This is a genomic window from Oceaniglobus sp. K40-3, assembly GCF_055808395.1.
The window spans coordinates 960188-986254 of record NZ_CM147868.1 but is presented as its reverse complement, the minus strand read 5'-3'; the positions used below and the strand labels follow the sequence as shown (position 1 = coordinate 986254).

General features: G+C 62.4%; 15 protein-coding genes and 6 pseudogenes. 13 read left to right on the top strand and 8 right to left on the bottom strand.

What is annotated here, in order from left to right; genetic code table 11:
- Nucleotides 1-31: 31 nt before the first annotated feature.
- Nucleotides 32-2336: pseudogene (locus tag AC0L7P_RS05075) on the bottom strand (adenosylcobalamin-dependent ribonucleoside-diphosphate reductase).
- 147 nt (nt 2337-2483) lie between these two features.
- Here AC0L7P_RS05075 and AC0L7P_RS05070 point away from each other — a divergent pair.
- Complete coding sequence (locus AC0L7P_RS05070) at nt 2484-2915, top strand: DUF1489 family protein (RefSeq protein WP_473434752.1); 432 nt, start codon at nt 2484-2486, stop codon at nt 2913-2915.
- On the opposite strand, the gene hisG is transcribed toward AC0L7P_RS05070, so the two are convergent.
- The 4 genes from hisG to AC0L7P_RS05050 form a co-directional block, all read right to left on the bottom strand.
- Nucleotides 2912-3610 (bottom strand): ATP phosphoribosyltransferase, encoded by a 699-nt coding sequence (gene hisG / locus AC0L7P_RS05065; protein WP_473434751.1) that lies wholly within the window; start codon nt 3608-3610, stop codon nt 2912-2914. The genes AC0L7P_RS05070 and hisG overlap by 4 nt on opposite strands.
- Nucleotides 3607-4701 (bottom strand): ATP phosphoribosyltransferase regulatory subunit, encoded by a 1095-nt coding sequence (locus AC0L7P_RS05060; protein WP_473434750.1) that lies wholly within the window; start codon nt 4699-4701, stop codon nt 3607-3609. Before AC0L7P_RS05060 ends, hisG begins: the two co-directional genes overlap by 4 nt.
- Nucleotides 4701-6317 carry a histidine--tRNA ligase gene (gene hisS, locus AC0L7P_RS05055; RefSeq protein WP_473434749.1) on the bottom strand — a complete coding sequence of 539 codons (1617 nt, stop codon included), beginning with the start codon at nt 6315-6317 and terminating at the stop codon, nt 4701-4703. Before hisS ends, AC0L7P_RS05060 begins: the two co-directional genes overlap by 1 nt.
- Before the next feature lie 67 nt (nt 6318-6384).
- Nucleotides 6385-6843: an Lrp/AsnC family transcriptional regulator gene (locus AC0L7P_RS05050; RefSeq protein WP_473434748.1), complete on the bottom strand. Its 459-nt coding sequence runs from the start codon at nt 6841-6843 to the stop codon at nt 6385-6387.
- 114 nt (nt 6844-6957) lie between these two features.
- Here AC0L7P_RS05050 and AC0L7P_RS05045 point away from each other — a divergent pair, with 114 nt between their 5' ends.
- Together AC0L7P_RS05045 and AC0L7P_RS05040 are read left to right on the top strand one after the other, a co-directional pair.
- Nucleotides 6958-7731, top strand: coding sequence for a phenylalanine 4-monooxygenase (locus tag AC0L7P_RS05045; protein WP_473434747.1), 774 nt, complete (start codon nt 6958-6960; stop codon nt 7729-7731).
- Between the two features lie 41 nt (nt 7732-7772).
- On the top strand, nt 7773-7979 hold the full coding sequence (locus tag AC0L7P_RS05040; RefSeq protein ID WP_473434746.1) for a SlyX family protein: 207 nt from the start codon (nt 7773-7775) through the stop codon (nt 7977-7979).
- 3 nt (nt 7980-7982) lie between these two features.
- Here the strand turns inward: AC0L7P_RS05040 and AC0L7P_RS05035 are convergent, their stop codons facing one another.
- Both AC0L7P_RS05035 and dnaE read right to left on the bottom strand, forming a co-directional pair.
- Entirely contained in the window at nt 7983-8606 is a 624-nt protein-coding gene (locus AC0L7P_RS05035) for a hypothetical protein (RefSeq protein WP_473434745.1), read from the bottom strand.
- A 229-nt stretch (nt 8607-8835) separates the two neighbouring features.
- Nucleotides 8836-12352: pseudogene (gene dnaE / locus AC0L7P_RS05030) on the bottom strand (DNA polymerase III subunit alpha).
- Between the two features lie 227 nt (nt 12353-12579).
- On the opposite strand from dnaE, the gene xdhA reads away from it, so the two are divergent.
- From xdhA to AC0L7P_RS04980, 10 genes and pseudogenes are all read left to right on the top strand, one after another.
- On the top strand, nt 12580-13956 hold the full coding sequence (xdhA, locus tag AC0L7P_RS05025; protein ID WP_473434744.1) for a xanthine dehydrogenase small subunit: 1377 nt from the start codon (nt 12580-12582) through the stop codon (nt 13954-13956).
- Nucleotides 13957-14017: 61 nt separating this feature from the next.
- A complete protein-coding gene (gene xdhB, locus AC0L7P_RS05020; RefSeq protein ID WP_473434743.1) occupies nt 14018-16408 on the top strand; it encodes a xanthine dehydrogenase molybdopterin binding subunit in 2391 nt (796 codons plus the stop codon).
- Nucleotides 16405-17321 (top strand): annotated as a pseudogene (gene xdhC, locus AC0L7P_RS05015) (xanthine dehydrogenase accessory protein XdhC). Before xdhB ends, xdhC begins: the two are co-directional and overlap by 4 nt.
- A pseudogene (locus AC0L7P_RS05010) lies at nt 17318-18848 on the top strand (ABC transporter ATP-binding protein). Before xdhC ends, AC0L7P_RS05010 begins: the two co-directional pseudogenes overlap by 4 nt.
- Nucleotides 18849-18902: 54 nt before the next feature.
- Nucleotides 18903-19987, top strand: a pseudogene (locus tag AC0L7P_RS05005) (ABC transporter permease).
- Nucleotides 19988-20012: 25 nt separating this feature from the next.
- Complete coding sequence (locus AC0L7P_RS05000) at nt 20013-20945, top strand: ABC transporter permease (RefSeq protein ID WP_473434742.1); 933 nt, start codon at nt 20013-20015, stop codon at nt 20943-20945.
- Nucleotides 20946-21019: 74 nt separating this feature from the next.
- Nucleotides 21020-22078: a BMP family ABC transporter substrate-binding protein gene (locus AC0L7P_RS04995; protein ID WP_473435400.1), complete on the top strand. Its 1059-nt coding sequence runs from the start codon at nt 21020-21022 to the stop codon at nt 22076-22078.
- Between the two features lie 140 nt (nt 22079-22218).
- Nucleotides 22219-23154, top strand: coding sequence for an aldo/keto reductase (locus tag AC0L7P_RS04990; protein ID WP_473434741.1), 936 nt, complete (start codon nt 22219-22221; stop codon nt 23152-23154).
- Nucleotides 23151-24221 carry an NAD(P)/FAD-dependent oxidoreductase gene (locus AC0L7P_RS04985; RefSeq protein ID WP_473434740.1) on the top strand — a complete coding sequence of 357 codons (1071 nt, stop codon included), beginning with the start codon at nt 23151-23153 and terminating at the stop codon, nt 24219-24221. Before AC0L7P_RS04990 ends, AC0L7P_RS04985 begins: the two co-directional genes overlap by 4 nt.
- Before the next feature lie 68 nt (nt 24222-24289).
- Nucleotides 24290-25075: a glycoside hydrolase family 25 protein gene (locus AC0L7P_RS04980; RefSeq protein WP_473434739.1), complete on the top strand. Its 786-nt coding sequence runs from the start codon at nt 24290-24292 to the stop codon at nt 25073-25075.
- Here the strand turns inward: AC0L7P_RS04980 and AC0L7P_RS04975 are convergent.
- Nucleotides 25072-26066: pseudogene (locus tag AC0L7P_RS04975) on the bottom strand (LacI family DNA-binding transcriptional regulator). The gene AC0L7P_RS04980 and the pseudogene AC0L7P_RS04975 sit on opposite strands and share 4 nt — an antisense overlap.
- Between the last annotated feature and the right edge of the window lies 1 nt (nt 26067).

Below are 26067 nucleotides of genomic sequence, written 5' to 3'. Positions count from 1 at the left end.
CTATAACACGACATCAAGATTCAAAGACCATTCACCCCGAGCACCTTGAAAATCCGCAGGTCGCGCAGGTCGCGCAACCTTCCACCATGCGCATTTCAAAACCGCCGCAGGACGGGCACGTTTTGCCGCGCGGACGGGATTGGTCGGCCAGATCGGCGTGGGGGTCTGATTTCAGGCCCATGCCTTCGCCCGCAATGAAACCAATGGCGATCATGTGCCGCTCGATCACACCACCGATGGCCGCAAGAATCGAGGGGATGTATTTGCCCTGCATCCAGGCGCCACCGCGTGGGTCGAACACCGCTTTCAGCTCTTCTACCACGAATGACACGTCTCCGCCGCGCCGGAAAACGGCACTGATCATCCGGGTCAAGGCGACGGTCCAGGCAAAATGCTCCATGTTCTTGGAGTTGATGAACACTTCGAACGGGCGCCGGTGACCGCCGATCGTGATATCGTTGATGGTGATATAAAGCGCATGTTCGCTGTCCGGCCATTTCACCTTGTATGTATTGCCTTCAAGGGTCTGCGGCCGGTCCAGCGGCTCGGCAAGATACACCACATCCCCGTGGGGCATCTGCGGTTCACCTTCATCTGTGGCCATCGGCATGGACGCGCCTGCACTGCCGGTTTCTTCTGTGGTCGAAACGCTCAGAACCGACCCCGTAACGGCATTCGGCCGATAGGTCGTGCACCCCTTACAGCCCTGGTCCCAGGCCTCCATGTACACATCCTTGAACGCGTCAAAGGAAATGTCCTCGGGACAGTTGATGGTCTTGGAGATCGACGAGATCCACCCACTTCTGCGCCGCCGCCTGCATTTTCACATGGTCCAGCGGCGCCAGGGTCTGCGCGTTGACGAAATGATCGGGCAGATCGGCATCGCCCATCCGGTCGCGCCACATCTGAACGGCGTAATCCACCACCTCTTCCTCGGTCCGCGATCCGTCATTCTGAAGAACCTTGCGCGTATAGGCATAGGCGAACACCGGTTCGATCCCCGACGACACGTTTCCGGCATAAAGCGAAATTGTGCCGGTCGGCGCGATCGAGGTCAGCAGGGCGTTGCGGATACCGTGCTTTGCGATGGCATCACGCACGTCGCCGTCCATCCCCTGCATCGCACCCGACGCAAGGAATTTTTCGGCGTCGAACAGTGGAAACGCGCCTTTCTCGGTCGCAAGGTCCACCGACGCCAGATATGCGGCGCGGGCGATACAGTGCAGCCAATGCTCGGTCAGACGCGCCGCCTCGTCCGAGCCATAGCGCACGCCGACCATCAGCAATGCATCGGCCAGCCCGGTCACGCCCAGCCCGATCCGGCGCTTGTTCTTCGCCTCCTCGGCCTGCGCCTCCAGCGGAAAGCGCGAGGCGTCCACCACGTTGTCCATCATCCGCACGGCCACCGTGACCAGATCGCCCAAAGCCGCCTCATCCAACGCGGCGCCATCGCCGAACGGGTCAGGCACCAGACGTGCAAGGTTCACCGACCCCAGCAGGCAGGCACCATAGGGCGGCAGGGGTTGTTCACCGCAAGGGTTGGTGGCCGCGATCGTTTCGCAATACCCAAGGTTGTTCGCCGCGTTGATCCGGTCGATGAAAATCACCCCCGGTTCGGCAAAATCATAGGTCGAGCGCATGATCGCATTCCACAAATCCAGCGCCCGCAAGGTGCGAAACACCTTGCCCTCAAACACCAGATCCCAGGATTTATCCGCTTTCACCGCATCCATGAACGGATCGGTGATCAACACGCTGACATTGAAATTGCGCAGGCGGGCCGGGTCGGATTTGGCGGTGATGAAATCCTCGATATCCGGGTGATCGCACCGCATGGTGGCCATCATCGCGCCCCGCCGTGATCCGGCTGACATGATGGTGCGGCACATGGCATCCCAGACATCCATGAATGACAGCGGCCCACTGGCATCCGCCGCCACGCCTTTTACCTCTGCGCCCCTGGGGCGAATGGTGCTGAAATCATAGCCGATGCCGCCCCCCTGCTGCATGGTCAGCGCGGCTTCTTTCAGCATGTCGAAAATGCCGCCCATGCTGTCGGGGACCGTGCCCATGACAAAACAGTTGAACAGGGTCACGCTGCGCCCGGTGCCGGCCCCGGAAATGATCCGCCCGGCAGGCAGATATTTGAAATCTTCCAGCGCGGCGTAAAACCTGTCTTCCCACAGGGCCGGGTCTTTTTCGACCGCTGCCGTGGCCCGGGCAATGCGCCGCCAGGTGTCTTCAACCGTCGCATCCCCGACCGTGCCATCGGCAGATTTCAGGCGATATTTCATGTCCCAAATCTGCTCGGCGATGGGGGCGGCGAAACGGGTCATGGGCGCAATCCTGAAGTTGTGGGCCTGAGGGTGTAAGGCGAGTCGCGGGAAGGTATTCAGACTACCACGCGCAACACCGCGACACCACCACACCTTGAAGTCCTGACGCATTACCATACCATATGCGCATCACTTGGGGGTGAATCGGTGGATGATTTTGTAAACATGCTGAAACTCAGCGTCGGGTCCGAATCCGTCGACACGCTGATTGAATGGCAACAGCTGCGCCGCCGTCAGGTGGCGGACGGCACCCATTGGCATGTCACCCGGATGTGGCCCAAGCGTGCCGATGAAATTCTGGCCGGTGGATCAATGTATTGGGTCGTCAACGGGTTGATCCAGTGCCGCCAGCGCATCACCGGATTTCGCGAAGTGATCGGCGAAGACGGCATCCGCCGCTGCGGCATCGTTCTGGCGCCCGAGGTGATCCGCACCGATACCGCCCTCAAACGCCCGTTTCAGGGCTGGCGCTATCTGCTGCCCGCCGATGCCCCCGCCGATCTGCGCAAGGGGCGTTCCGCCGAAACCGCCCTGCCCCCCGAACTGGCCACCGCCCTGTCGGAAATCGGGGTGCGTTAATCACGCAGGTGCAGCCGCGCCTTGATCTGCTCCATCGCTGCCAAGGCCGCGTCATCCCAGGGGGCCGTCAGGGATTTGAACAGCGTCGCCTGTGATTCATGCACCGGCCCGTCACTCAGCATCCGCAGGTGATTGGCGCGCAGGGTTTCGCCCGTGCTGGTGATGTCGGCCACCGCCTCGGCGGTTTCCTGCCGCACGGTGCCTTCGGTGGCGCCCTGACTGTCGACCAGTTGATAATCGGCCACGCCGTGGGTGCGCAGATAGGTGCGGATCAGCCGGTGATATTTGGTGGCGATCCGCATCCGAAACCCGTGCTGCGCGCGAAATGCGGCGGCGGCGGCATCCAGATCATCCAGCGTTTCCACATCGACCCAGTGATCGGGGACCGCGATCACCAGATCGGCGTGGCCAAACCCCATTTCGGCCAGTTCCGTCACCTGCACATGCCACAAAGGCAGTTTTTCACGCACCAGATCGCTGCCGGTCACGCCCATGTGGATACGCCCGGCGGCCAATTCGCGGGGCACCTCACCGGCGCTTAACAGCACCAGTTCGACACCTGTGATCCCGCCGACAACGCCGGAATATTCCCGCTCTGATCCGGTGCGCGCCAGCGTAATGCCAAAGCCCGCGAACCAATCGAACGTCTTTTCCATCAGCCGCCCCTTGGACGGCACGCCAAGTTTCAGGGTCATGTCACGCCCCCCAGCAACAGCGCCAGATCGGGGCGGATCACGCCCCCCACCGCCGGAATGGACCGCCCCTGCCCCAGAACCCGGGTCAGCGCGTCATACCGCCCGCCACTGGCCACGGGGGGCAGATCGCGGCGGCCCTCGGCATACAGGCCAAAGACGAAACCATCGTAATATTCCATGTTGGTGCGCCCATAGCTGCCCTCAAAATCCAGCCGGTCCACGTCGATTCCCCGGGCGCTCAGGGCATCCAGCCGCGCCTCAAGGGTTTCTACGGCGCGAAAGATGGCCGGCATATCCACTGCCAGATCCTGAAGATGATGCAGGGCGGCGGGGGCGCGATCCTGCAAATTCAGCAGGTCGTCCAGCAGTTGCACCTGCGCGGCGGGCAGCGGCGGTTCGGCGGCATCTTCGCGCAATGCGGCAAGGCGGGTTTCCACTTCGGCGCGGCTGCGCATTCCGATCTCTGGCCCGGCGTTTTTGAACGGATCGCCCGATTGCAGCAATTTACCGCGCCGCTTGCCCGGTGTTTCGACGCTGAAACGGTCCAGCAGCGCGCGAAACCGCCCCGGCCGCCACAGATGGCGCAACAGCGCCGCCTTGCGCCGGTCGCTGGTGTGCAACCCGTGGATCGCCGCGATCAGAATGCCAATATCGCCCGAGGCCATGCGCAGGGGAATATCCGCCAGCGCCCCGGCAATCAGCGCGAACACCTCGGCGTCGGCGCGGGCCGGATCGCTGCCGTCAAACACCTCAAACCCCACCTGAATATATTCGCGGGCACGGTCGGGGTCGTCCTCCTGACGGCGAAACACCTCACCGGCATAGGTATAACGCGCCGGATCGGCACCGCTGGCCATATGCATCTGCACGACCGGCACCGTGAAATCCGGGCGCAACATCTGTTCGCCGTGCAGCGGGTCGGATGTGGTGAAGGCGCGCGCACGGATGTCTTCGCCGTAAAGGTCCAACAGGGTGCCCGCCGGTTGCAGGATCGTCGTTTCCACCGGCACAGCGCCCGCCCCGTCGAACAGGGCGCGCAGGCGGGCGGCTTCGGCAAGGATCGCCGCTTTGGCGATGGCTGCAACTGGCATCAGACCTTCCCGAGCCGCTTTTTGATTTCGCTGACCAGATCATCCAGCGGGCATTCAAACTGTGCCGGCTGATCCTTCCATTCCTCATGGCTGACCGTTTCGGCCAGCCGCGCGCCCAGTTTCAGATCCTTGATCTGCACCACGCCGCGGTCATGTTCATCACCGCCCTGGATCACAGCAAAGGCGGCGTTGCGTTTGTCGGCGTATTTCAACTGATTGCCGAAATTCTTGGGGTTGCCCAGATAGACCTCGGCGCGGATTTTTGCCGCGCGCAGCCTCGCCACCATCCTCTGATAATCGGCCATCCTATCGCGGTCCATCACCGTGACAACCACCAGATCGTCGTCCTCGCCCTGCCCCTTGTTCTGCGCCGCAAGGGCCGCCAGCAAACGGTCAACCCCGATGGAAACCCCCGTCGCCGGAACCTCCTGCCCGGTAAACCGCTTGACCAGATCGTCATAGCGCCCCCCGCCCGCGACAGAGCCAAACTGACGCGGCTTGCCCTTTTCATCAAGGGTTTCAAAGGTCAGTTCCGCCTCATAGACCGGGCCAGTGTAATAACCGAGGCCACGGACGACGGAAGGGTCGATGATAATGCGGTCGGGACCGTAGCCTTGAGCATCAAGGAGTTTGGCAATGGTTTCGAGTTCACCAACGCCTTCACACCCGATTGTAGAATTTTCGACAAGCTGCATCAGATATTGGAGTGTCTGAATGTTTGCGCGATACCCTGCTGCCGATCCACTTGCGGCAAGACCCCCACTTGCACGATACACCATTTCCTCAGTAATCGAACTCGCTAAGCGTGGATCACCACGTTGTGCCCATTGCTGCGCACCAAGGCTGTCGGCATCGTTCATTCGCTGATTAGCATCGACAAACATCAGGACTTTCTCCACTTGCCAATCGGCAAGCCCCGCACCCTTGGTGAAATCACCACTCTCGTCCTTGCGCCCTTCGCCCAGCAATGCACGAACGCCCTCGACACCTAGCCGATCCAGCTTGTCAATCGCACGCAACACGATCCCGCGCTCGGCCTCTTTGTCGTCGCCGGACAGGCCCGCGACTTCCATCACCCCATTCAACACCTTCCGGTTATTCACCCGGATGATGTAATCGCCACGGGCGATCCCCACCGCCTCCAGCACGTCGGCCAGCATGGCGCAGATTTCGGCGTCGGCGGCGACGGATGGCGCGCCAACGGTATCGGCATCACACTGATAAAACTGGCGAAACCGGCCCGGCCCCGGCTTTTCGTTGCGCCAGACCGGCCCCATGGCATAGCGGCGATAGGGCGCGGGCAGATCGTTGCGATACTGCGCCGCGACACGGGCCAAAGGCGCGGTCAGGTCATAGCGCAGGGCCAGCCAGTCGGCGTCTTCATCCTGCCATGCGAACACACCCTCGTTCGGGCGATCGACATCGGGCAGGAATTTGCCCAAGGATTCAACCGTTTCCACACCGGACGTTTCCAGCGCGTCAAACCCATAGAGATGATAAATCTCGGCGATCTTATCCAGCATCGCCTTGCGGCGCGTTACCTCGGCGCCGAAATAATCGCGAAATCCCTTCGGCGTCTGGGCCTTGGGGCGGGGCGTTTTTTTGACTTTGGCCATGGGACTCTCGCAGGTGCGTTTCGCGCCAGCGTCTAGCCCAAGGTGGCCACGGGGGCAAGGTGGCGGGCTAGATCGGCAGCGCCGTCGTTTCCTTCAACTCGCGCAGGGCGAACGACGAGGTGACCGCGCGCACATGGGCATCGCGCAGCAGAACATTTGTCAGAAACCTCTCATAGGCCGGAACATCACGACAGCGGATTTTCAGGATATAATCGTCGGCCCCGGCCACGGCATGACATTCCATGATTTCGGGGTGGGCGCGCACGATGGCGGCAAAGGCGCGAATGGAATCCTCGGCGTGATCGGCCAGCGAGACATGGGCAAACACGCACAGCCCCGCCCCCGCCAGCACCGGATCAAGCAGCGCCACCCGCGCCCGCAACAGGCCCGCTGCCTGAAATTCCTGCACCTTGCGCCAAACGGTGGACTGCGCCATCCCGACCTTTGCGCCCAGTTCCGCCAGCGGCGTCGATGCGTCGTCCTGCAAGGCGCGCAAAAGGGCGCGCTCGGGATCAGAAAATTCCATTTTACCCGCAATTTCCGATTATCATTCCAATCATACCCCGCAAAACCGGACCTCTGGAAGTTTATTCTCTCACATCTGGCGTAGAATTGAAACAACAGCGAATGGAGGTTTCCAATGACCTATGCTTCAAAACACCCCGATGCCGATGGCCGGTTTTCCTATTCCGACGAAGAAAACGCCGTCTGGAACAGCCTGTTCACCCGGCAGATGACGTTTCTGAAAGGGCGGATCGCGCCGCAATTCCTGAACGGGGTTGCGCGGCTGGGGCTTTCCCCCGATGCGGTGCCGCAGATCGCCGAGATCGACGCCCGTTTGCAGCAGTTGACCGGCGCCGGGGTCAAAGGGGTGCCGGCCATCATCCCACCATCGGAATTCTTTGCGCTGCTGGCCAAACGCAAGTTCCCCGTCGCCACCTTTCTGCGCCGCCGCGAACACATGGATTACATCGAAGAGCCGGATATTTTTCACGAAGTGTTCGGCCATTGCCCGATGCTGACCGATCCGGCGTTCTGTGATTTTATCGAGGAATTCGGCAAAACGGCGGTAAAGCTGGGCAAGGGGTATTCATGGCGGCTGTTCCGGCTGTTCTGGTTCACCGTCGAATTCGGCATGATTCACACGGCTGACGGGCTGCGCGGTTATGGCGCCGGTATCGCGTCATCCCCTGCCGAGGTGGAAAATGCCACGGGGGGCGTGGCCGAGGTGCTGCCCTTTGATCTAATGACAGTCCTGCGGACCCCCTATCGCATCGACATCGTGCAGCCGGTCTATTTCGCGATCACCGACATGGCCGATCTGGTCGCCGCATTGGACACCGACATTGCCGGGGCCATTGACCGGGCCAAGGACATGGGCGATCTGCCCGCGCGCTTTGCCAAGGCGGCATAGGGGCTGGATTTTCCCGATCCGGCGGTGCTATGGCTGCGGGTATGGAACAGGGTCGTCAACAGCTTGAGGAACGGATCGCACATCTGACGCGGGTGGTCGATGACCTGTCCGATATCGTGGCCACACAACAAGACAGGATCGAACGGATCGAACGCCGCCTTGCCATGGTCATGCAGCGCGAGGCCGAGCGTGAACTGTCCGAAGGTGGCAGCGTCCCGCTGGCCGATCAGCGCCCGCCCCACTGGTAGGTGCTAGCTTCCGGTGACGTCGCTGGCCGCAAGCTGACCGTTCACCAGCAACAATTCAAACCATTCCGACGTGGTGCCGAACCGCGGATAAACGGTCACGAAACTCACCGCCTTGTTCAGGCGGGCGGTGCGGTCTGCCGGGCAAGGCACATTGGCGCGCACACCGCAGATGCGCGATTTCACCTTTTCATAGGCGGTATCCGTGGCGGAATAGGGCCGGGTGTTGCCAGTGTCATATCGGGTTGCCTCATGCACATCTGCCGCGCCGAACAGCACCAGCGCGCCGGTCACCTGCCGCGCACAGCGGTCGCGGAACCCGGTCACAAATTGCGAACGCGCCCCGGTCGAGGCCGGGATCGGATCGTGCAATTGCCAACGCGCACGCCCGTCATTGGGGGATTGCGCGACAGCATCGCCCAGATCGCTTTTGCCCAGCCCGCAGATCGTCGCCACCTCGCCAAAGGGCAAAACTGTGCCTTTGGCCACTGTGGGCGTCGCTTCCACAGGGCCGGGGGCGGCGAAAGCGGCCCCGAAAAGGTGCGGGGCGCCCTCGCCCGGCGCGGCGGCGCGGCCCCCACCGAACAGGGTGCCAAAGAACCCCTTGCGGGGCGGTTCGGCATCGGCCACCTCGGATGGCGCCTCATCCGGGGGGCAAGATCGGCGCGCCCGGTGGTTCTGTGACTTGGCGCTGACGCGGACTCTGGCGCAAGAGCCTTACCCTCGCTGTTCAGCCCGGCCTGATCGGCGGCCAGCCCCTGAACAGGCAGATCCTTGCCCCCAAAAGGCAGCCCCCCGCACGACGACAAGGCAAAGGCCATCAGGCCCAGCAAAACGACCCAGCGCAATCCAGCCACCATCACAGATCCTCAACCGTTACGACACCACCCAGGGATTTGATCGCGCCCTTGATCTGCGGCGTCACCGGAAAATCAACGCCCAGTGACACTTCGACCTCGCCGGGCAGATCGGGGTGCATCAGGCACAATTGCACCGGCCCGCGCGCCCGGATTTTCTGATCGCCCATGGCCCGCCCCAGCACCGAGGCGACAGCGGCAACCGCCGCTTCCTCGTCCACGAACACCCGCAGGCCCGCCCCCCGGCATCGGCCACCGCGCTGTCGATGGGGGCGACTGAGCGGCCCAACAGTTTCAACTGCTCGGATTCAAAGGTCGCCTCGACGGTGATCACCACGTTCATGCCCGGTTCCAGATGATCGCGGCATTTTTCCAGCGTGTCGGAAAACAGCGTCACCTCATACAGCCCGGTGGGATCGGACAGTTGCACAAAGGCAAACCGGTTGCCCTTGGCCGATTTGCGTTCCTGGCGGCTGGCCACGGCGCCCGCCAGTTTGGCGATGCGCGCGCCCTTGTTGGCCACCTCAAGCGACAGATCGGCCAGCGTCGTCACCTTTTTGCGCTTCAGCGCCGCCATATAATCATCAAGCGGATGACCCGACAGATAGAACCCGATCGCCTTGTGTTCCTCGGCCAGTTTTTCGGCCGGCAACCAATCGCCCGCGGGCGACAGGCGCGGTTCGGGCAGATCATCGCCCGCATCGCCGAACAGCGACACCTGATTGCTGCTTTTCTGCTCAAAAATCGCAGCCGAATAATTGACCAGCGCATCCAGCGAAGCAAACACCCGGCGGCGGTTGGAATCAAGCTGGTCAAACGCCCCGGCCCGGGCCAGCATTTCCATCGGGCGCTTGCCCACCCGTTTCAGATCGGACCGGCGCGCCAGATCGAACAGGGTGGCAAAGGGTTTGTCGCGCCCGTCAACGATCCGCGCCCCGGTGATCAGCTTCATCGCCTCAAGCCCGACGTTTTTCAGCGCGCCCAACCCATAGACGACCTTGCCATCCTTCACCGTGAACGTCGCCGCCGAGCGGTTCACGCAGGGCGGCACGATTTCAATCTTCAGCCCCCGGCGCACTTCCTCGGCATAAACCGAGAGCTTGTCCGTCAGGTGAATATCACAGTTCATCACCCCGGCCATGAATTCAACCGGGTGGTTCGCCTTGAGCCACGCCGTTTGATACGACACCACCGCATAAGCGGCGGCGTGGGATTTGTTGAACCCGTAGTTGGCGAATTTTTCCAGAAGGTCGAAAACCTCGGTCGCCTTCTTTTTATCCACCCCGTTGGCCTTGGCGCCCGCCTCGAATTTGGGCCGTTCCTTGGCCATTTCAGCGGCGATCTTTTTCCCCATGGCGCGGCGCAACAGATCGGCACCGCCAAGGGAATAGCCCGCCATGACCTGCGCGATTTCCATCACCTGTTCCTGATAAACGATGATGCCCTGGGTTTCCTCCAGAATGCCGTCAATGCTGGGGTGGATCGACGCGCGGTCCTTCAGCCCGTTCTTGACCTCGCAATAGGTGGGGATGTTTTCCATCGGGCCGGGACGATACAGCGCCACCAGTGCCACGATGTCTTCGATACAAGTGGGTTTCATCCGGCGCAGGGCATCCATCATGCCGCTGGATTCCACCTGAAACACCGCCACGGTTTTGGCGCTGGCGTACAGATCGTAACTGGGCTTGTCATCCAGCGGGATCAGGTTGATGTCATTCTCGCCCCCCTCGGGCGGCTGATACAATGTCGCCCCGTCAGCCCCCACATGCAGGGGCCGCCCGCCGCCGATAATCAGATCAACAGCGTTCTGGATCACGGTGAGGGTTTTCAGGCCCAGAAAGTCGAATTTGACCAACCCGGCCTGTTCCACCCATTTCATGTTGAACTGGGTTGCGGGCATGTCTGATCGTGGGTCCTGGTACAGCGGCACCAGTTCATCCAGGGGCCGGTCGCCAATCACCACCCCGGCGGCATGGGTCGAGGCATTGCGCAACAGCCCCTCAACCTGCTGACCGTATTCCAACAGCCGCGCGACGACTTCTTCGTCCCGGGCCATTTCGCGCAGGCGCGGCTCATCGGCCAGCGCCTTTTCGATGGAAACGGGTTTCACCCCCTCGACCGGAATCATCTTGCTCAGGCGATCAACCTGACCATAAGGCATCTGCAACACGCGCCCCACATCGCGCACCGCCGCCTTGGACAACAGCGCGCCAAAGGTGATGATCTGGCCCACCTTATCGCGGCCATATTTGCCCTGCACATAGCGGATCACCTCTTCCCGGCGGTCCATGCAAAAGTCGATGTCAAAATCCGGCATCGACACACGTTCCGGGTTCAGGAACCGTTCAAACAGCAGGGAGTAGCGCAACGGATCAAGGTCGGTGATGGTCAGCGCATAGGCCACCAGCGACCCGGCACCAGAGCCACGCCCCGGCCCCACGGGAATGTCGTGATCCTTGGCCCATTTGATGAAATCCGCCACGATCAGGAAATAACCGGGAAACCCCATGCCCTCGATGATACCCAGCTCAAATTCCAGCCGCTTTTCGTAATCCTCAACCGAAACGGCGTGGGGGATGACCTTGAGCCGTTCAACCAGCCCCGCCTGCGCCTGACGGCGCAACTCCTGCACCTCGTCATCGGCGAATTTCGGCAGGATCGGCGCGCGGCGTTCGGATTTGATGGCGCAGCGGCGGGCAATTTCAACGGTGTTTTCAATCGCCTCGGGCAGATCGGCAAACAGCGCCGCCATCTCGGCGGGGGATTTGAAGTAATGCTGCGGCGTCAGACGGCGGCGCGGTTCCTGCTGATCCACATAGGCGCCCTCGGAAATGCAGATCAGGGCGTCATGGGCCTCGTACATCCGGGCCTTGGGGAAATAGACATCATTCGTCGCCACCAGCGGCAGATCCATGGCATAGGCCATTTCCACATGCCCCTGCTCGGTCAGACGCTCGGGTTCGGGCGGGGTGGAATCGTCACGGGGGTGGCGCTGCAATTCGACGTACAGGCGGTTGGGATAGATCCCGGCCAACTGCTGCATCAACGCCTCGGCCCGGTCCCGATGCCCGGCACGCAAGTGACGCCCCACCGGGCCATCCGGCCCGCCGCTCAGGCAAATCAGCCCGGCGGAATGGGCCGCCAGATCCTCCAGCGTCACCTCGGGCAATGCGCCGTGCTTGTCCAGATACAGCGCCGAGTTCAGCTTCATCAGGTTGCCATAACCCGCCTCATCCTGCGCCAGCAAAACCACAGCCGCCGGGGCGCGCGGTTTTTCCCCGGCGCCGCCGGATCATAGGCAACATCAACCTGACAGCCGATGATCGGCTGTACCCCGGCATCGACCGCCGCGACTGAAAATTCCAGCGCCGCAAACATGTTGTTGGTGTCGGTCACGGCCACGGCGGGCATTCCACCGGCCGCGCAAAGACCCGGCAGTTTCTTCAGGCGCATCGCACCTTCCAGCAGGGAATATTCGGTGTGCAGGCGCAGGTGAATGAATCGGGGATCATTGTTCATCCGCGCAACGTAATCCGCTGACGCCCCCGAGGAAAGGACCGAAAATGTCGCCCCCCCTGCAAGAACCGCGCAGGCCCCCATTCCACGCGCCGGATCAATAAATATATAAATCCTTGCTTTGCGCCGCGTTTCACGCTTCACTGCTTCAAAGGGCCGCACCACTGCTTTACGCCGCATCGGGCGGGGTGCAATGGCCTGATGAAAAAGAAGGCGGCGGAACAGTCCGAATGAGCAACACGTTTCTTCTGAACGGGGAAACTGTGCATGTGGACGGTGAACCATCCACTCGCACTCTTCTGGATTGGCTGCGCGAAAATCGCCGCCTGACGGGCACAAAAGAGGGCTGCAACGAAGGCGATTGCGGCGCCTGCACCGTCATGGTCAGCGACGAACGCGGTCATCGCGCCCTGAACGCCTGCATCCTGTTTCTGCCGCAACTGGCCGGAAAATCCATACGCACCGTCGAAGGCATCACCGGGCCAAACGGTGAATTGCATCCGGTCCAACAAGCGATGATCGACCATCACGGCGCGCAATGCGGGTTCTGCACCCCCGGTTTCATCGTTTCCATGGCCACCGCCCACCTGAACGGGCGCACCGACCACGACAACCAACTGGCGGGCAACCTGTGCCGCTGCACCGGCTATGCGCCCATCGTGCGCGCGGCCCATGCGGCAGAAGGCGAGCCTGTGCCAGAGTGGATTGCCACCCCCGTGACCCTCCCTGAAACCGTGACCGATGGGGCCGCTTCGGCGTTCCAACCAAAAACAGCCGATGAACTGGCAAACTGGTACGTTGAAAACCCCGACGCCACGCTGATTGCCGGGGCAACGGATGTGGGGCTTTGGGTCACAAAGGGCCTGCGCGATCTGAAAAAAACCGCGTTTTTGGGCGGCATCACCGATTTGCGCGAGATTGATGTCACCGACACCGCCATCCACATCGGCGCGGGTGTCACCCTGAGTGATCTTTTGCCGGTGATGGCCGACCACCACCCCGATTTTGCCGAAATGATCCGCCGCTATGGCAGTGTGCAGGTACGCAACGCCGCCACCGTGGGCGGCAATATCGCCAACGGTTCGCCGATCGGTGACAGCCCCCCGGCGCTGATCGCCCTTGGGGCCACCCTGCATCTGCGCCGTGGCGACACCCGGCGCAGCCTGCCGATCGAGGATTTCTTTATCGAATACGGCAAGCAAGACCGCGCGCCCGGTGAGTTTGTCGAATCTGTCAGCATTCCGCGTCAGGATGACCGGCTGAAGTGCTACAAGATTTCGAAGCGTTTTGATCAGGACATCAGCGCGCTGTGTGGTTGTTTCAGCCTGCGCATCGACGATGGCAAGGTGGCCGAGGCGCGGATTGCCTTTGGCGGAATGGCCGGGGTGCCGAAACGGGCCACCCATGTGGAACAGGCCCTGATCGGACAGCCTTGGGGCGCCGAAGCCGTTGCTGGTGCATGGGAGGCATGGGAGCAGGATTTTGCCCCCATGAGCGACATGCGCGCCAGTGCGCGGTATCGTCTGGATGTGGCGCGCGGCCTTCTGACCCGGTATCTGCTGGAGGATCTGGGCGGCGCCACACGGGTGCTGGAGGTGCAGCCATGAAAGACGACCGCTCGCCCGATCCCGCCGCGCGCCCCTGCCCCACGATGCCGCGCGCCTGCATGTGACCGGCACCGCGCGCTATGTCGATGACATCCCGGTGCCGTCCGATTGCCTGCATCTGGCCTTTGGCATCGCCTCGGTGGCCCATGGGCGGATCACGGCGATGGGTCTTGACGATGTGCGCGCCGCCCCCGGGGTGGTGCGTGTGCTGACCGCCGCCGACCTGCCCTTTGCCAATGATGTTTCACCCTCGATCCACGATGAACCGCTTTTGGCCACCGACACGGTGCATTATATCGGACAGCCGATCTTTGCCGTGGTTGCCACCAGCCATCTGGCCGCGCGCAAGGCGGCAACGCTGGCCCGGATTGACTACGAGGAATTGCCGGCCCTGCTGAGCATTGATGCCGCGCTCAAAGCGGACAGCCGGTTCGAGGAAGGCCCGCGCATCTTTGCCAAGGGCGATGCCGACACCGCCATTGCCGCAGCGCCCCATATCCTTGAGGGCCAGATCGAGATCGGCGGGCAGGAACATTTCTATCTGGAAGGGCAGGCCGCGCTGGCCCTGCCGCAAGAGGGCGGCGATATGACCGTCCATTCCTCGACCCAGCATCCGACCGAGATTCAGCACAAAGTGGCCGAGGCGCTTGGGGTGCCGATGCACGCTGTCCGGGTTGAAACCCGGCGTATGGGCGGTGGGTTTGGTGGCAAGGAAAGCCAGGGCAACGCGCTGGCCGTGATCTGTGCCGTTGCGGCCCGTGCCACCGGGCGCCCCTGCAAGATGCGCTATGACCGCGACGACGACATGGTGATCACCGGCAAGCGGCACGAGTTCTGCATTTCCTATCGTCTGGGCCATGACGATGAGGGGCGGATTCTGGGCCTCGAGTTCATGCAATACACCCGTTGTGGCTGGGCGCAGGATCTGTCGATCCCCGTGGCCGACCGGGCGATGCTGCATGCCGACAACGCCTATTTGCTGGAGCATGTACGGATCGAATCTCACCGGTTGAAGACCAACACCCAGAGCGCCACCGCGTTTCGCGGGTTCGGCGGGCCGCAGGGGATGTTGGGAATCGAGCGGGTTCTGGACCATCTGGCCCATGTCGTGGGACGTGATCCGCTGGCGGTGCGCCGGTTGAATTTCTATGCGCCTGCGCCTGCGGCGGGCGGGAAAGGGGGGCTGTCAGCCCCCCCGGCCTGCGGCCTCCCCCCCGAGAGTATTTCGGTCAGTAAAAAGGAGAGTGGTGCCGATCTGACCTCGCGGGGGGTGGGCGATGCCTTTCCTGTGGAAGGGAATGTTGAGGCGCCATCGGTCGGGGTGCAAACGACGCCGTATCATATGCCGGTCAAGGATTTCATTCTGCACGAGATGGTAGAGCGGCTGATTGAAACCTCGGATTACGAGGCCCGGCGCGCGGCGGTGGCGGCATGGAATGCGGAACATCCGGTTCTGAAGCGCGGAATTGCCCTGACCCCGGTGAAATTCGGGATCTCGTTCACCCTGACCCACCTCAATCAGGCGGGCGCGTTGGTGCATGTCTATCAGGACGGGTCGATCCACATGAACCATGGTGGCACCGAAATGGGGCAGGGGTTGTTTCAGAAGGTGGCACAAGTGGCGGCGGCGCGGTTTGGGGTGGATGTGAGTGCCGTCAGGATCACCGCCACCGACACGGGCAAGGTGCCGAATACCAGCGCCACGGCGGCATCATCGGGCAGTGATCTGAACGGTATGGCGGTGCAGGCGGCCAGTGACATCATCCGCGACCGGATGGCGGAATGTCTGGCGGGATTGCATCAGGCCGACCCGAAAACGGTGGTGTTTTCCGGCGGCGAGGTGCGCGTGGCGGATGAGACCTACAGCTTTGCCGAGGCGGCAGCGCTGTGTTATCAGAACCGGGTTTCCCTGTCGTCCACCGGGTTTTATGCCACCCCCGACATCAATTGGGACAGGATCGCCGGGCGGGGAACGCCGTTTTATTATTTTGCCTATGGCGCGGCAGTGACGGAAGTGGTGATCGACACCCTGACCGGTGAGAACCGCATTCTGCGCACCGATGTGCTGCATGATGCCGGGGCATCCCTGAACCCGGCGCTGGATATTGGCCAGATCGAGGGCGGCTATGTGCAGGGCGCCGGGTGGCTGACCACCGAAGAGTTGGTCTGGGACGATCAGGGGCGGCTGCGCACCCATGCGCCGAGCACCTATAAAATCCCGGCCTGTTCGGACCGCCCCGATGTGTTCAACGTGGCCCTGTGGGATCAGGAAAACCGGGCCGACACCGTTTACCGCTCCAAGGCGGTGGGCGAGCCGCCGTTGATGCTGGGCATTTCCGCCTTTCTCGCCCTGAGCAATGCGGTGGCGGCCTGTGGTGAAGCCTATCCTGCGCTGGATGCACCGGCGACGGCGGAACAGGTGCTGCGCGCCGTGCAGCGGGTGCAGGGATGAGTTTTGATCTGGAAGAGTTGCGCGCCCTGGTCGCCCGTCACGGGCGGGTGGTGCGCATCGCCGTGGCCGAGGTGCAGGGATCGGCCCCCCGAGAGGTGGGTGCGTCGCTCTGCGCCTGGCCGGGGGGCAAAGCGGCACTATCGGCGGGGGCGCGTTGGAATTTGACGCGGTTCACCGGGCCTTGTCCATGGATGCGGACAGGGTTGAGCGGATCGCCCTTGGCCCGGCATTGGGGCAATGCTGTGGTGGGGCGGTCAGCCTGTTAAGCGAAATATGGGACGCCGACCGCCTGGCCCGGATCGACGGCCCGGTGGTGGCGCGCGGGGCCGGGGCGATGCCCCTGTCCGTGCGCCGGATTTTAGCCGAAGCGCGAGGCGGGGCACAGATACAGCCACGTTTCATCGACGGCTGGATGGTTGAACCGATTGCGCCGCCCGCCCGCCCCCTGTGGATTTTTGGCGCCGGGCATGTGGGGCGCGCCTTGGTCAGCGTTCTTGCCCCCCTGCCAGATTTTGCAATCACCTGGGTTGATACGGCCCCGGAACGGTTTCCGGCGGTTCCTGACAATGTGACCCAACTGATCGCTGTGAACCCCGCCGACGTGGTGCGCCATGCGCCGGCGGGTGGCGACCACCTGATCCTTACCTATTCCCATGCCCTTGATCTTGAACTGTGTCACCGGCTGTTGGCTCATGGGTTTGGCAGTGCCGGATTGATCGGGTCGGCTACCAAATGGGCACGGTTTCGCAAGCGGCTGGGGCAACTGGGCCATTCTGACGCCCAAATTCTGCGCATCTGCTGTCCGATCGGGCAGCCCGCGTTGGGAAAACACCCACAGGCCATTGCTCTTGGCGTTGCGGCAACGCTACTGTCGCAAAAAACGGCATACATCGCAGCGAGGGATAGCGCGTGAATGACAATGCACCGCTGTTGCGGATTGAGGGGCTGACCAAGGCCTATCCCGGCGTTGTCGCCAACTCTGGCGTGGGGTTCGATCTGCATGCCGGCAAGGTTCACGCGCTTTTGGGGGAAAACGGTGCGGGGAAATCCACGCTGGTCAAGATGATCTATGGGTTGGTGCGGCCCGACAGCGGCACCATGGCCCTGCGCGGTGCGCCCTATACCCCCGCCAACCCCAATGCGGCGCGGGCCGCGGGCGTGGCGATGGTGTTTCAGCATTTCTCGCTGTTTGATGCCCTGGATGTGGCCGAAAACATTGCCCTGGGCATGGAAAACCCGCCGCCCCGGCGCGCCCTGTCCGCCCGCATCCGCGAGGTGAGCGAGGCGTATGGCCTGCCCCTTGATCCAACCCGTCAGGTGGGCGAGCTGAGCGCAGGCGAACGCCAGAGGATCGAGATCATCCGCTGTCTGTTGCAAGACCCCAAGCTGCTGATCATGGATGAACCGACCAGCGTTCTGACCCCGCAAGAGGTGGAAATCCTGTTTCGTACCCTGCGCCAGCTTTCGGCGGAGGGCACCGCGATTCTTTATATTTCGCACAAGCTGGAGGAAATCCGCGCGCTGTGTGATGGGGCCACCGTTCTGCGGCTGGGCAAGGTGGTGGCAAATTGCACGCCCGCCGAAAAATCCGCGAGCGAACTGGCCGAGCTGATGGTGGGTCAAACCCTGGTCGCCCCCAGCCGCGACCAGACCGAGGTGGGCGATATTGTTCTTTCGGTCAAAGGACTGTCTTTGGCGGCGCCCCATGCCTTTGGTACATCTCTCAAGGACATCAGCCTTGATTTGCGCGCCGGCGAGGTGTTGGGCATTGGCGGGGTTGCCGGCAATGGGCAGGATGAACTGCTTGCCGCCATGTCGGGCGAGGCGATTTCCGAACGCAGCGCAGTGGTGCTGAACGGCGCCCCCATCGGCCACCTTGGCCCCAATGCCCGCCGCGCCCTTGGTTTGCTGACAGCGCCCGAAGAACGGCTGGGCCATGCCGCCGCCCCGGATATGAGCCTGACGGAAAACGCAATGCTGACGGGTGCGCAGCGCAAGAAGCTGGTCAATAACGGATTTCTCAACTGGACGGCCGCGCGCCGCTTTGCCGAAACGGTGATCGAACGTTTCGATGTGCGCACCCCCGGCCCCGGCCATGCCGCGCGGCTCGCTTTCCGGCGGGAATCTCCAGAAATTCGTGATCGGGCGCGAGATATTGCAAGACCCCGACGTTTTGGTGGTAAATCAACCCACTTGGGGCGTCGATGCCAGCGCGGCGGCGGCAATCCGGCAGGCCCTGCTGGATATGGCGGCCAAGGGTGCGGCGGTGATCGTGATTTCGCAGGATCTTGACGAATTGATGGAAGTGTCCGACCGGTTTTGTGCCATGAACGAGGGCCGCCTTTCGGCCGCGCGCCCGGCCCATGGGCTGAGCGTCGAAGACATCGGGCTGATGCTGGGCGGTGCCCATGATATGGAGGTGGCGCATGGGGCCGGATAGGATCGTACGTTTCAACCAAGGCGAGGGTGTTTCACCCCACAGCGGAAACCGCCCATGATCCGGCTTGAAAAGCGCCCCGAACCGTCGCGTTTCTGGACCGCCACCACCCCCGTTCTTGCGGTGATCCTGACGATCATCGCCGGAGGCATCATGTTTGCCATGCTGGGCAAGGATCCGGTGGCGGCCATCCGCACCATATTCTGGGATCCGCTGTTCAACGAACAATTCGCCGCCTATTCGCGACCGCAGCTTTTGGTCAAGGCCGGGCCGTTGATCCTGATCGCAACCGGGTTGGCGCTGGGGTTTCGCGCCGGGGTGTGGAACATCGGCGCCGAAGGACAGTATATCATCGGCGCAATCTGTGGCGCGGCGGTGGGGCTGGCGTTTTATCCGACGGAAAGCTGGATCGTCTTTCCCCTGATGGTGCTGGCTGGGGCGCTGGGGGGCTGGGCCTGGGCGATGATTCCGGGCGTTTTGCGCACGAAATTCAACACCAACGAAATTCTTGTTTCGCTTTTGCTGGTCTATGTGGCCGAACAGCTTTTGGCCTCGGTCGCCCTTGGCGCCCTGCGCAACCCCGAGGGGGCGGCTTTCCGGGCAGCCGGAATTTGCAACAATACCCTGCGGCCTCCAACCCGGAACTGATCGCAGGCACCGGCATGCATTGGGGCGTCGTGGCGGCGTTCATCGCGGTAATCTTTGCCTATATCATGCTCAACCGGCACATGACCGGGTTTCACATCCGCCTTGCGGGGCAAAGCCCCCGCGCCGCCCGGTTTGCCGGTGTCAAACCCGCGCGCCTGATCCTGATGTGCCTGGGCATATCGGGGGCGCTGGCGGGGTTGGCCGGAGTGTTCGAAGTATCCGGCCCCGCCGGACAGATCAGCATTGATTTCAACATCGGATACGGCTTCACTGCGATTATTGTCGCCTTTCTGGGGCGACTGCATCCTTTTGGCATCCTGTTGGCCGGGCTGCTTATGGCGCTGACCTATATCGGGGGCGAACTGGCGCAATTCATGCTGGGCCTGCCCAGTGCCGCCATTCAGGCGTTTCAGGGCATGCTGTTGTTTTTCCTGCTCGCCGTCGATGTCCTGACCAATTACCGTATCCGCATCGGCAAGGGTGCCGGCCAATGACCACCCCCGCCCGGAGATCACCGCAATGAACCTTTCTGCCATTGATCCAGTCCTGTTGATCGCTTCGCTCATGGTGGCGGCGACCCCGATTATTCTGGCCGCCATCGGCGAACTGGTGGTGGAAAAGGCCGGGGTTCTGAACCTTGGTGTTGAAGGAATGATGATCACCGGCGCGATCTGTGGCTTTGCCATTGCCGTGGAAACCGGCAGCCCGGTTCTGGGCTTTGTCGTCGCGGCCATTGGCGGTGCGGTGATGGCGATGATTTTTGGCCTGCTGACGCAATATCTTCTCAGCAATCAGGTGGCGACGGGGCTTGCCCTTACGCTGTTCGGCCTCGGGGTTTCGGCCATGGTCGGACAGGGGTATCGCGGGGTGAAACCACCCTCCACCGCCGAGCTTGACCTCGGGCCACTAAGCGACATTCCGGTGCTGGGGCCGATCCTGTTCAGCCATGACTGGGTGATCTATTTTTCACTGGCGCTTGTCGCCGGGGTCTGGGCATTTTTGAAATTCACCCGCGGCGGGCTGATCCTGCGGGCGGTGGGCGAAAGCCACGATGCCGCCCATGCGCTGGGGTACAAGGTGGTGCATATCCGCCTGATGGCCATCGCGTTTGGCGGCGCCTGTGCCGGGTTGGGCGGCGCCTATATCAGCCTGATCCGCGTGCCTCAATGGACCGACGGAATGACAGCGGGCGCCGGTTGGATCGCGCTGGCCATCGTGGTTTTTGCCAGTTGGCGCCCGGGCCGGGTTTTGTTGGGGGCCTATCTTTTTGGCGGGATCACCGTGTTGCAGTTGAATCTGCAGGCGGCGGGCCTGCCTGTTCCGGTCGAGATCTTGTCGATGTCACCGTATCTGATAACCATTGCTGTGCTGGTCGTCATATCGGCCCGCCACCGAGGGGCGGCAGGGGCGGCACCGGCCATGCTGGGCCGAATCTTTCACGCCTCGTCTTAGGGGCAAATTAACCACTGGCCCCTATCAAGGGGCCGCGTTCACAGGGGGAACACATGATAAACCGCAGAACACTTATGGGCGCAACCGCCGCATTTGCAACGCTGGCCACCGGGGCCTTTGGCCAGACCGACAAGGTCAAGGTTGGCTTTGTCTATGTCGGGCCGATCGGCGATGGCGGCTATACCTATGAACACGATCAGGCCCGCCTGAAAGTGATCGAACATTTCGGTGACAAGGTTGAAACCGTCTATCAGGAAAGCGTGCCGGAAGGCGCCGACGCCGAACGTGTGATGACCCAGATGGCGCTGTCGGGCACCGATCTGATCTTTGCCACCTCGTTTGGTTTCATGGACCCGGCGGCCAACGTGGCGGCAAAATTCCCCAACGTGAAATTCGAACACGCCACCGGGTACAAGACCGCTGACAACCTTGGCATTTATAACGCCCGTTTCTATGAAGGGCGCGCTGTTCTGGGCCATATCGCGGGCCGGATGACCAAGACCAACAAGATCGGGTATATCGCGTCATTCCCCATCCCCGAGGTGCTGCGCGGCATCAACAGCGCCTATATCCATGCGAAAAAGGCGAACCCCGATGTCGAATTCAACATCATCTGGGCCTATACTTGGTTCGATCCCGCGAAAGAGGCAGACGCCGCCAAGGCCTTGATCGAACAGGGCAACGATGTGATTTTGCAACACACCGATTCAACTGCGCCCAGTGCCGCCGCCAAAAAGGCCGGCAACGTGATCACCTTTGGTCAGGCCTCTGACATGGCGGAATACGCCCCGTCGCCGCGCGTCAGCGCGATCATCGACAACTGGGCACCCTATTACATCGAGCGGGTTCAGGCGGTTCTGGACGGCACCTGGAAAAGCGACGACACATGGGATGGCATTGGCCCCGGCATGGTGAAAATCGGTGAAATCTCCGATGCCGTGCCGGCCGATATCAAGGCCGAAGCCCTGGCATTGAAAGACCAGATCGCGGCGGGCGAACACCATCCGTTTACCGGTCCGCTGAACAAGCAGGACGGCAGCGTCTGGCTGGCCGATGGCGAAACCGCCAAAGACAGCGAATTGCTGAGCATGGATTTCTATGTCGAAGGCATCAAAAGCGAAATCCCGAACTGATCTTCAAGGTCTTGTCGGGCCACGGCCCGAAATCTTGGCTGAAATCATGGCGCGCCTGACCGGGCGCGCCATTTTCACATCGGGGGAACCCCGTGCAAAGCCCCCTTGTCGGCGCGCATCGCCCATGGCACCGTCGCGCCATGAAAAATCCCATCACCTCCCCCGACGGCAGCCCCCTGTCCGCCTTCTGCTTTGGCGCCATGCAATTTGGCGGCAAGGCCGATGAGGCACAGGCGCGCGCCATGTTCGACGCCTGCCGCGCGGCGGGTATCAACTTTTTCGACACGGCCTATGTTTATACCGACGGCGCGTCCGAACAGATGCTGGGCAAATTCGCCGCGCCCGAGCGTGACAGCCTGATCATCGCCACCAAGATCGGGTTTGAGGGTGCCTCGACCCGCGCCAACATTCAGCGCACCTTTGCCCAATCCCTCGACAGGTTGTCGATGGACCATGTCGACATCCTGTACCTGCACCGATGGGATGATGACACGCCCCTGCAAGAAACCTTTGAAACCCTCGCCGAGCTTCAACAAGCGGGCAAATTCCGCCATATCGGCGTGTCCAACTTTGCCGCCTGGCAGGTGATGAAAGCACAGTCCGTCGCCGCGCAACTGGGCACCCGGATCGCGATGATCCAACCGATGTATAACCTTGTCAAACGGCAGGCCGAGGTTGAAATCCTGCCCATGGCACAGGCCGAAGACATTGCCGTGGTGCCGTATTCCCCCCTTGGGGGTGGTTTGTTGACCGGAAAATATGCGACCGGCGCGCAGGGGCGGTTGGAAGAAGATGCACGGTATAACGCGCGTTACGGCCCGGCCTGGATGCACGATGCCGCTTCGGCCCTGTCCGATCTGGGGCGTGAATTGGGCGTGAGCCCGGCGACGCTGGCCGTGGCATGGGCCGCGCGCCAGCCCGGCGTGACCGCCCCGATCATCAGCGCCCGCACCCCGGAACAATTACAGCCCTCGCTGGAGGCCCTGAATTTCGCCATGGACGACGCGCTTTATGCGCGCATCACCGCCCTGTCGCCCACCCCGCCCCCCGCCACAGACCGGTTGGAGGACGCATGAGCGACATCGCAATCATTGGCGGCGGGATCGCCGGCGTTTCCGCCGCTGCAACCCTTTCTGCCGACGCCACCGTCACCCTGATCGAGGCCGAAGACCATCTGGCCTATCATGCCTCGGGGCGGTCAGCGGCGTTGTTTCTGGAAAATTACGGCAACGATACCGTGCGCGCCCTGAACCGCGCCGGTGCCCCCCATCTGCACGACACCGGCATCCTGCGTCAGCGTGGCATGCTGATGCTGGCCCGCAGCGACCAACAGGCGTCGTTCCAGAGCGAAGCCGCCTCTTTCGGGTTGGAACATCTGGCGCCTGACGCCGCCGAGGCACTGTTTCCGATCCTCAACCGCGATACGGTTGCCCATGCCGGGTATCGCGCGGATGTTTTCGATCTGGATACCGATCTGTTGGTGCAGAACTATCGCCGCGCGGCGCTGGCCAATGGCACGACCATCCACACCCGCGCCCGGGTGAACGCCATCACCCGCGAAAACGGGCGCTGGCGGATCACCTGGCCCGGTGGCGAAACCGGGGCCGACCTGTTGGTCAATGCCGGCGGGGCCTGGGCCGACGGCGTGGCCCAGATGGCCGGGGCGGCGCCCATCGGGCTTCAGCCTTATCGCCGGTCGATGGCCGTGATCGCTGCGCCCGGTGGCCATGATGTGACAGGGTGGCCCTTTGTCATTGGGGTAAACGACGGGTGGTATGCCAAACCCGACGCCGGGCGCTGGCTTATCTCACCCTGCGAGGAACACCCTTTGCCGCCACAGGATGCCTGGGCCGATGATATGGTGCTGGCCGAGGGGGTGGAGCGCTATCAGGACATGGTGCGCGAGCCGGTCACCCGGATCGAACACAGTTGGGCCGGGCTGCGCACCTTTGCCCCCGACCGCGCGCTGGTGATTGGCCCCGATGCGGTGCAGGCAGGCCTGTTCTGGATGGCCGGACAAGGCGGGTACGGGTTTCAGACCGCGCCGGCGGCCGCGGCGCTGTTGGGGGATCTGGTGAATGGCCGCACGCCGACGCTGGAACCTGCCGCCGTTGCCGCGCTTTCGCCGGCGCGGTTTGCCTGACCGGCGGGGCATCGCCCAAGGCGAAACCCTGCGTTTATCACAACCCGGTCTTTCGGTATGGTTGCCCCATGCGTTGGTTTGTATGGTTTGTTCTGTGTTGCGCCCTGTGGGCCTGTGGTGGTCCGCGTACGGCGCCCCCCGAAACCGTCGGTTTTTCAGCACCCACCCGCCCGCAGTTTGAAGACGCCGATCCACACCCATGGGATGGCGCAAGCCCCGCCGCCCACGCGGTTCACGGCATCGACGCGTCGCGCTGGCAGGGTGCCATTGACTGGACCGTCGCGCGCCGGGGCGGGGTGAATTTTGCCTGGCTCAAGGCCACCGAGGGGGGCGATGTGCTTGACCCGCGCTTTGCCGATTATTGGGACGGCGCCAGACGTGCAGGGGTCGTGCCCGGGGCCTATCATTTCTTTTATTTCTGCACGCCTGCCGCTGTTCAGGCCCGGTGGTTCATCGCCAATGTCCCACGCCAGAAAGGCAGCCTGCCCCCGGTTCTGGATCTGGAGTGGAACCATCGTTCGCCCACCTGCCAACTGCGCCCGGACCCGGCCATCGTGCGGCGCGAGGCGCGGATTTTCATCAATATGATCACCCGCCATTATGGCCAGCGCCCCGTCATCTATACCACGCCCGAATTCTGGGTGCGCAACGACATCGGGCAACTGGGCGAAGAAGTCTGGCTGCGCTCGGTCGCGGGGCATCCCTCGGCGGTCTATCCCGGGGCGCGCTGGAGCTTTTGGCAATATACCGCAACGGGGCTGGCACAGGGGATCGAGGGCAAGGTGGACCTGAACGCCTTTGCCGGCAGTCCCCGCGCCTGGCAGGGCTGGCTGGCCGCGCGCAGCATCCGTTAAAGCGGGCGCAGGGTGGCGCGTTCTACAATGTGACAGGGAAACAGCCGCGCTTCGGGGAAACGGTCGGGGTCGGTCAGCATGGCAACGACCAGTTCAATGGACGACGCGATGATCTGTTTAACCGGCTGGTGAATCGTGGTCAGGTTGATGTTATCCCAACGGGCCATTTCCATATCGTTCAGGCCAATGATTCCGATGTCGCCCGGGCAGGACAGCCCCGCCGATTCAATCGCGCTGAGCGCGCCAATGGACAGCACATCATCGCCGCAGAAATAGGCCTGTGCGGGATCGCCCTGCAACAGGCGGCCCATTTCCGCGCGCCCGGCCTCGAACGAATAATCCTCGGCAAAGGTGACGGTGAAATCCACTCCGGGCGCCTGCCCCGCTTCTTCGGCAAAGCCGCGCAGGCGATCCTGGGTCGAAGTGGCGGTTTCCGGCCCGCCCATGAATGCCACCCGGCGATACCCCCGTGCCACCAGCGTGCGGGCGGCCATGCGGCCACATTCGATGTTGTCGATTCCCACCACATGCACCTTTGGCGTACTGGCGTGCCGCCCAAAGGAATGAACGACCGGCATACCCGCATCGCGAAAGGATTTGGCAAAACTGGGCGGCAGGGTGGACGAGGCGACGATCACCCCATCCACCGAATATTGCCGCAGCAGAACCACAGAATCTTCCGGGTCACGCTCATCCGACAGGTTCACCAGAAGGGGCGCAACCCGCGATCCTGAAGGCCGCGGGTGAACAGATCGAACACCTCAAGGAAAATCGGGTTGTGAAAATTGTTGCTGATCAGCCCGATCAGTTTGGTACGCCCCGTGGTCAGGGACGAGGCGAGCGCATTGGGGCTATAGCCCAGTTCGCGCGCGGCCTGTTTCACCTTTTGGCGGGTTTTTTCGCTGACCGAGGCGCCCTCGGTAAATGTGCGCGACACGGCCGAACGGGACACGCCCGCCCGCTCGGCCACGTCTTTCAAGGTGATCGCCAAG

Coding starts and splice junctions, on each gene's coding strand:
- AC0L7P_RS05050 (WP_473434748.1), bottom strand. CDS start 6,843: ATGGAATTTTCTGATCCCGAGCGCGCCCTTTTGCGCGCCTTGCAGGAC.
- AC0L7P_RS04980 (WP_473434739.1), top strand. CDS start 24,290: ATGCGTTGGTTTGTATGGTTTGTTCTGTGTTGCGCCCTGTGGGCCTGT.
- hisG (WP_473434751.1), bottom strand. CDS start 3,610: ATGACCCTGAAACTTGGCGTGCCGTCCAAGGGGCGGCTGATGGAAAAG.
- xdhA (WP_473434744.1), top strand. CDS start 12,580: ATGAGCAACACGTTTCTTCTGAACGGGGAAACTGTGCATGTGGACGGT.
- AC0L7P_RS05060 (WP_473434750.1), bottom strand. CDS start 4,701: ATGCCAGTTGCAGCCATCGCCAAAGCGGCGATCCTTGCCGAAGCCGCC.
- AC0L7P_RS04990 (WP_473434741.1), top strand. CDS start 22,219: ATGAAAAATCCCATCACCTCCCCCGACGGCAGCCCCCTGTCCGCCTTC.
- hisS (WP_473434749.1), bottom strand. CDS start 6,317: ATGGCCAAAGTCAAAAAAACGCCCCGCCCCAAGGCCCAGACGCCGAAG.
- AC0L7P_RS05000 (WP_473434742.1), top strand. CDS start 20,013: ATGAACCTTTCTGCCATTGATCCAGTCCTGTTGATCGCTTCGCTCATG.
- AC0L7P_RS05045 (WP_473434747.1), top strand. CDS start 6,958: ATGACCTATGCTTCAAAACACCCCGATGCCGATGGCCGGTTTTCCTAT.
- AC0L7P_RS04985 (WP_473434740.1), top strand. CDS start 23,151: ATGAGCGACATCGCAATCATTGGCGGCGGGATCGCCGGCGTTTCCGCC.
- AC0L7P_RS05040 (WP_473434746.1), top strand. CDS start 7,773: ATGGAACAGGGTCGTCAACAGCTTGAGGAACGGATCGCACATCTGACG.
- AC0L7P_RS04995 (WP_473435400.1), top strand. CDS start 21,020: ATGGGCGCAACCGCCGCATTTGCAACGCTGGCCACCGGGGCCTTTGGC.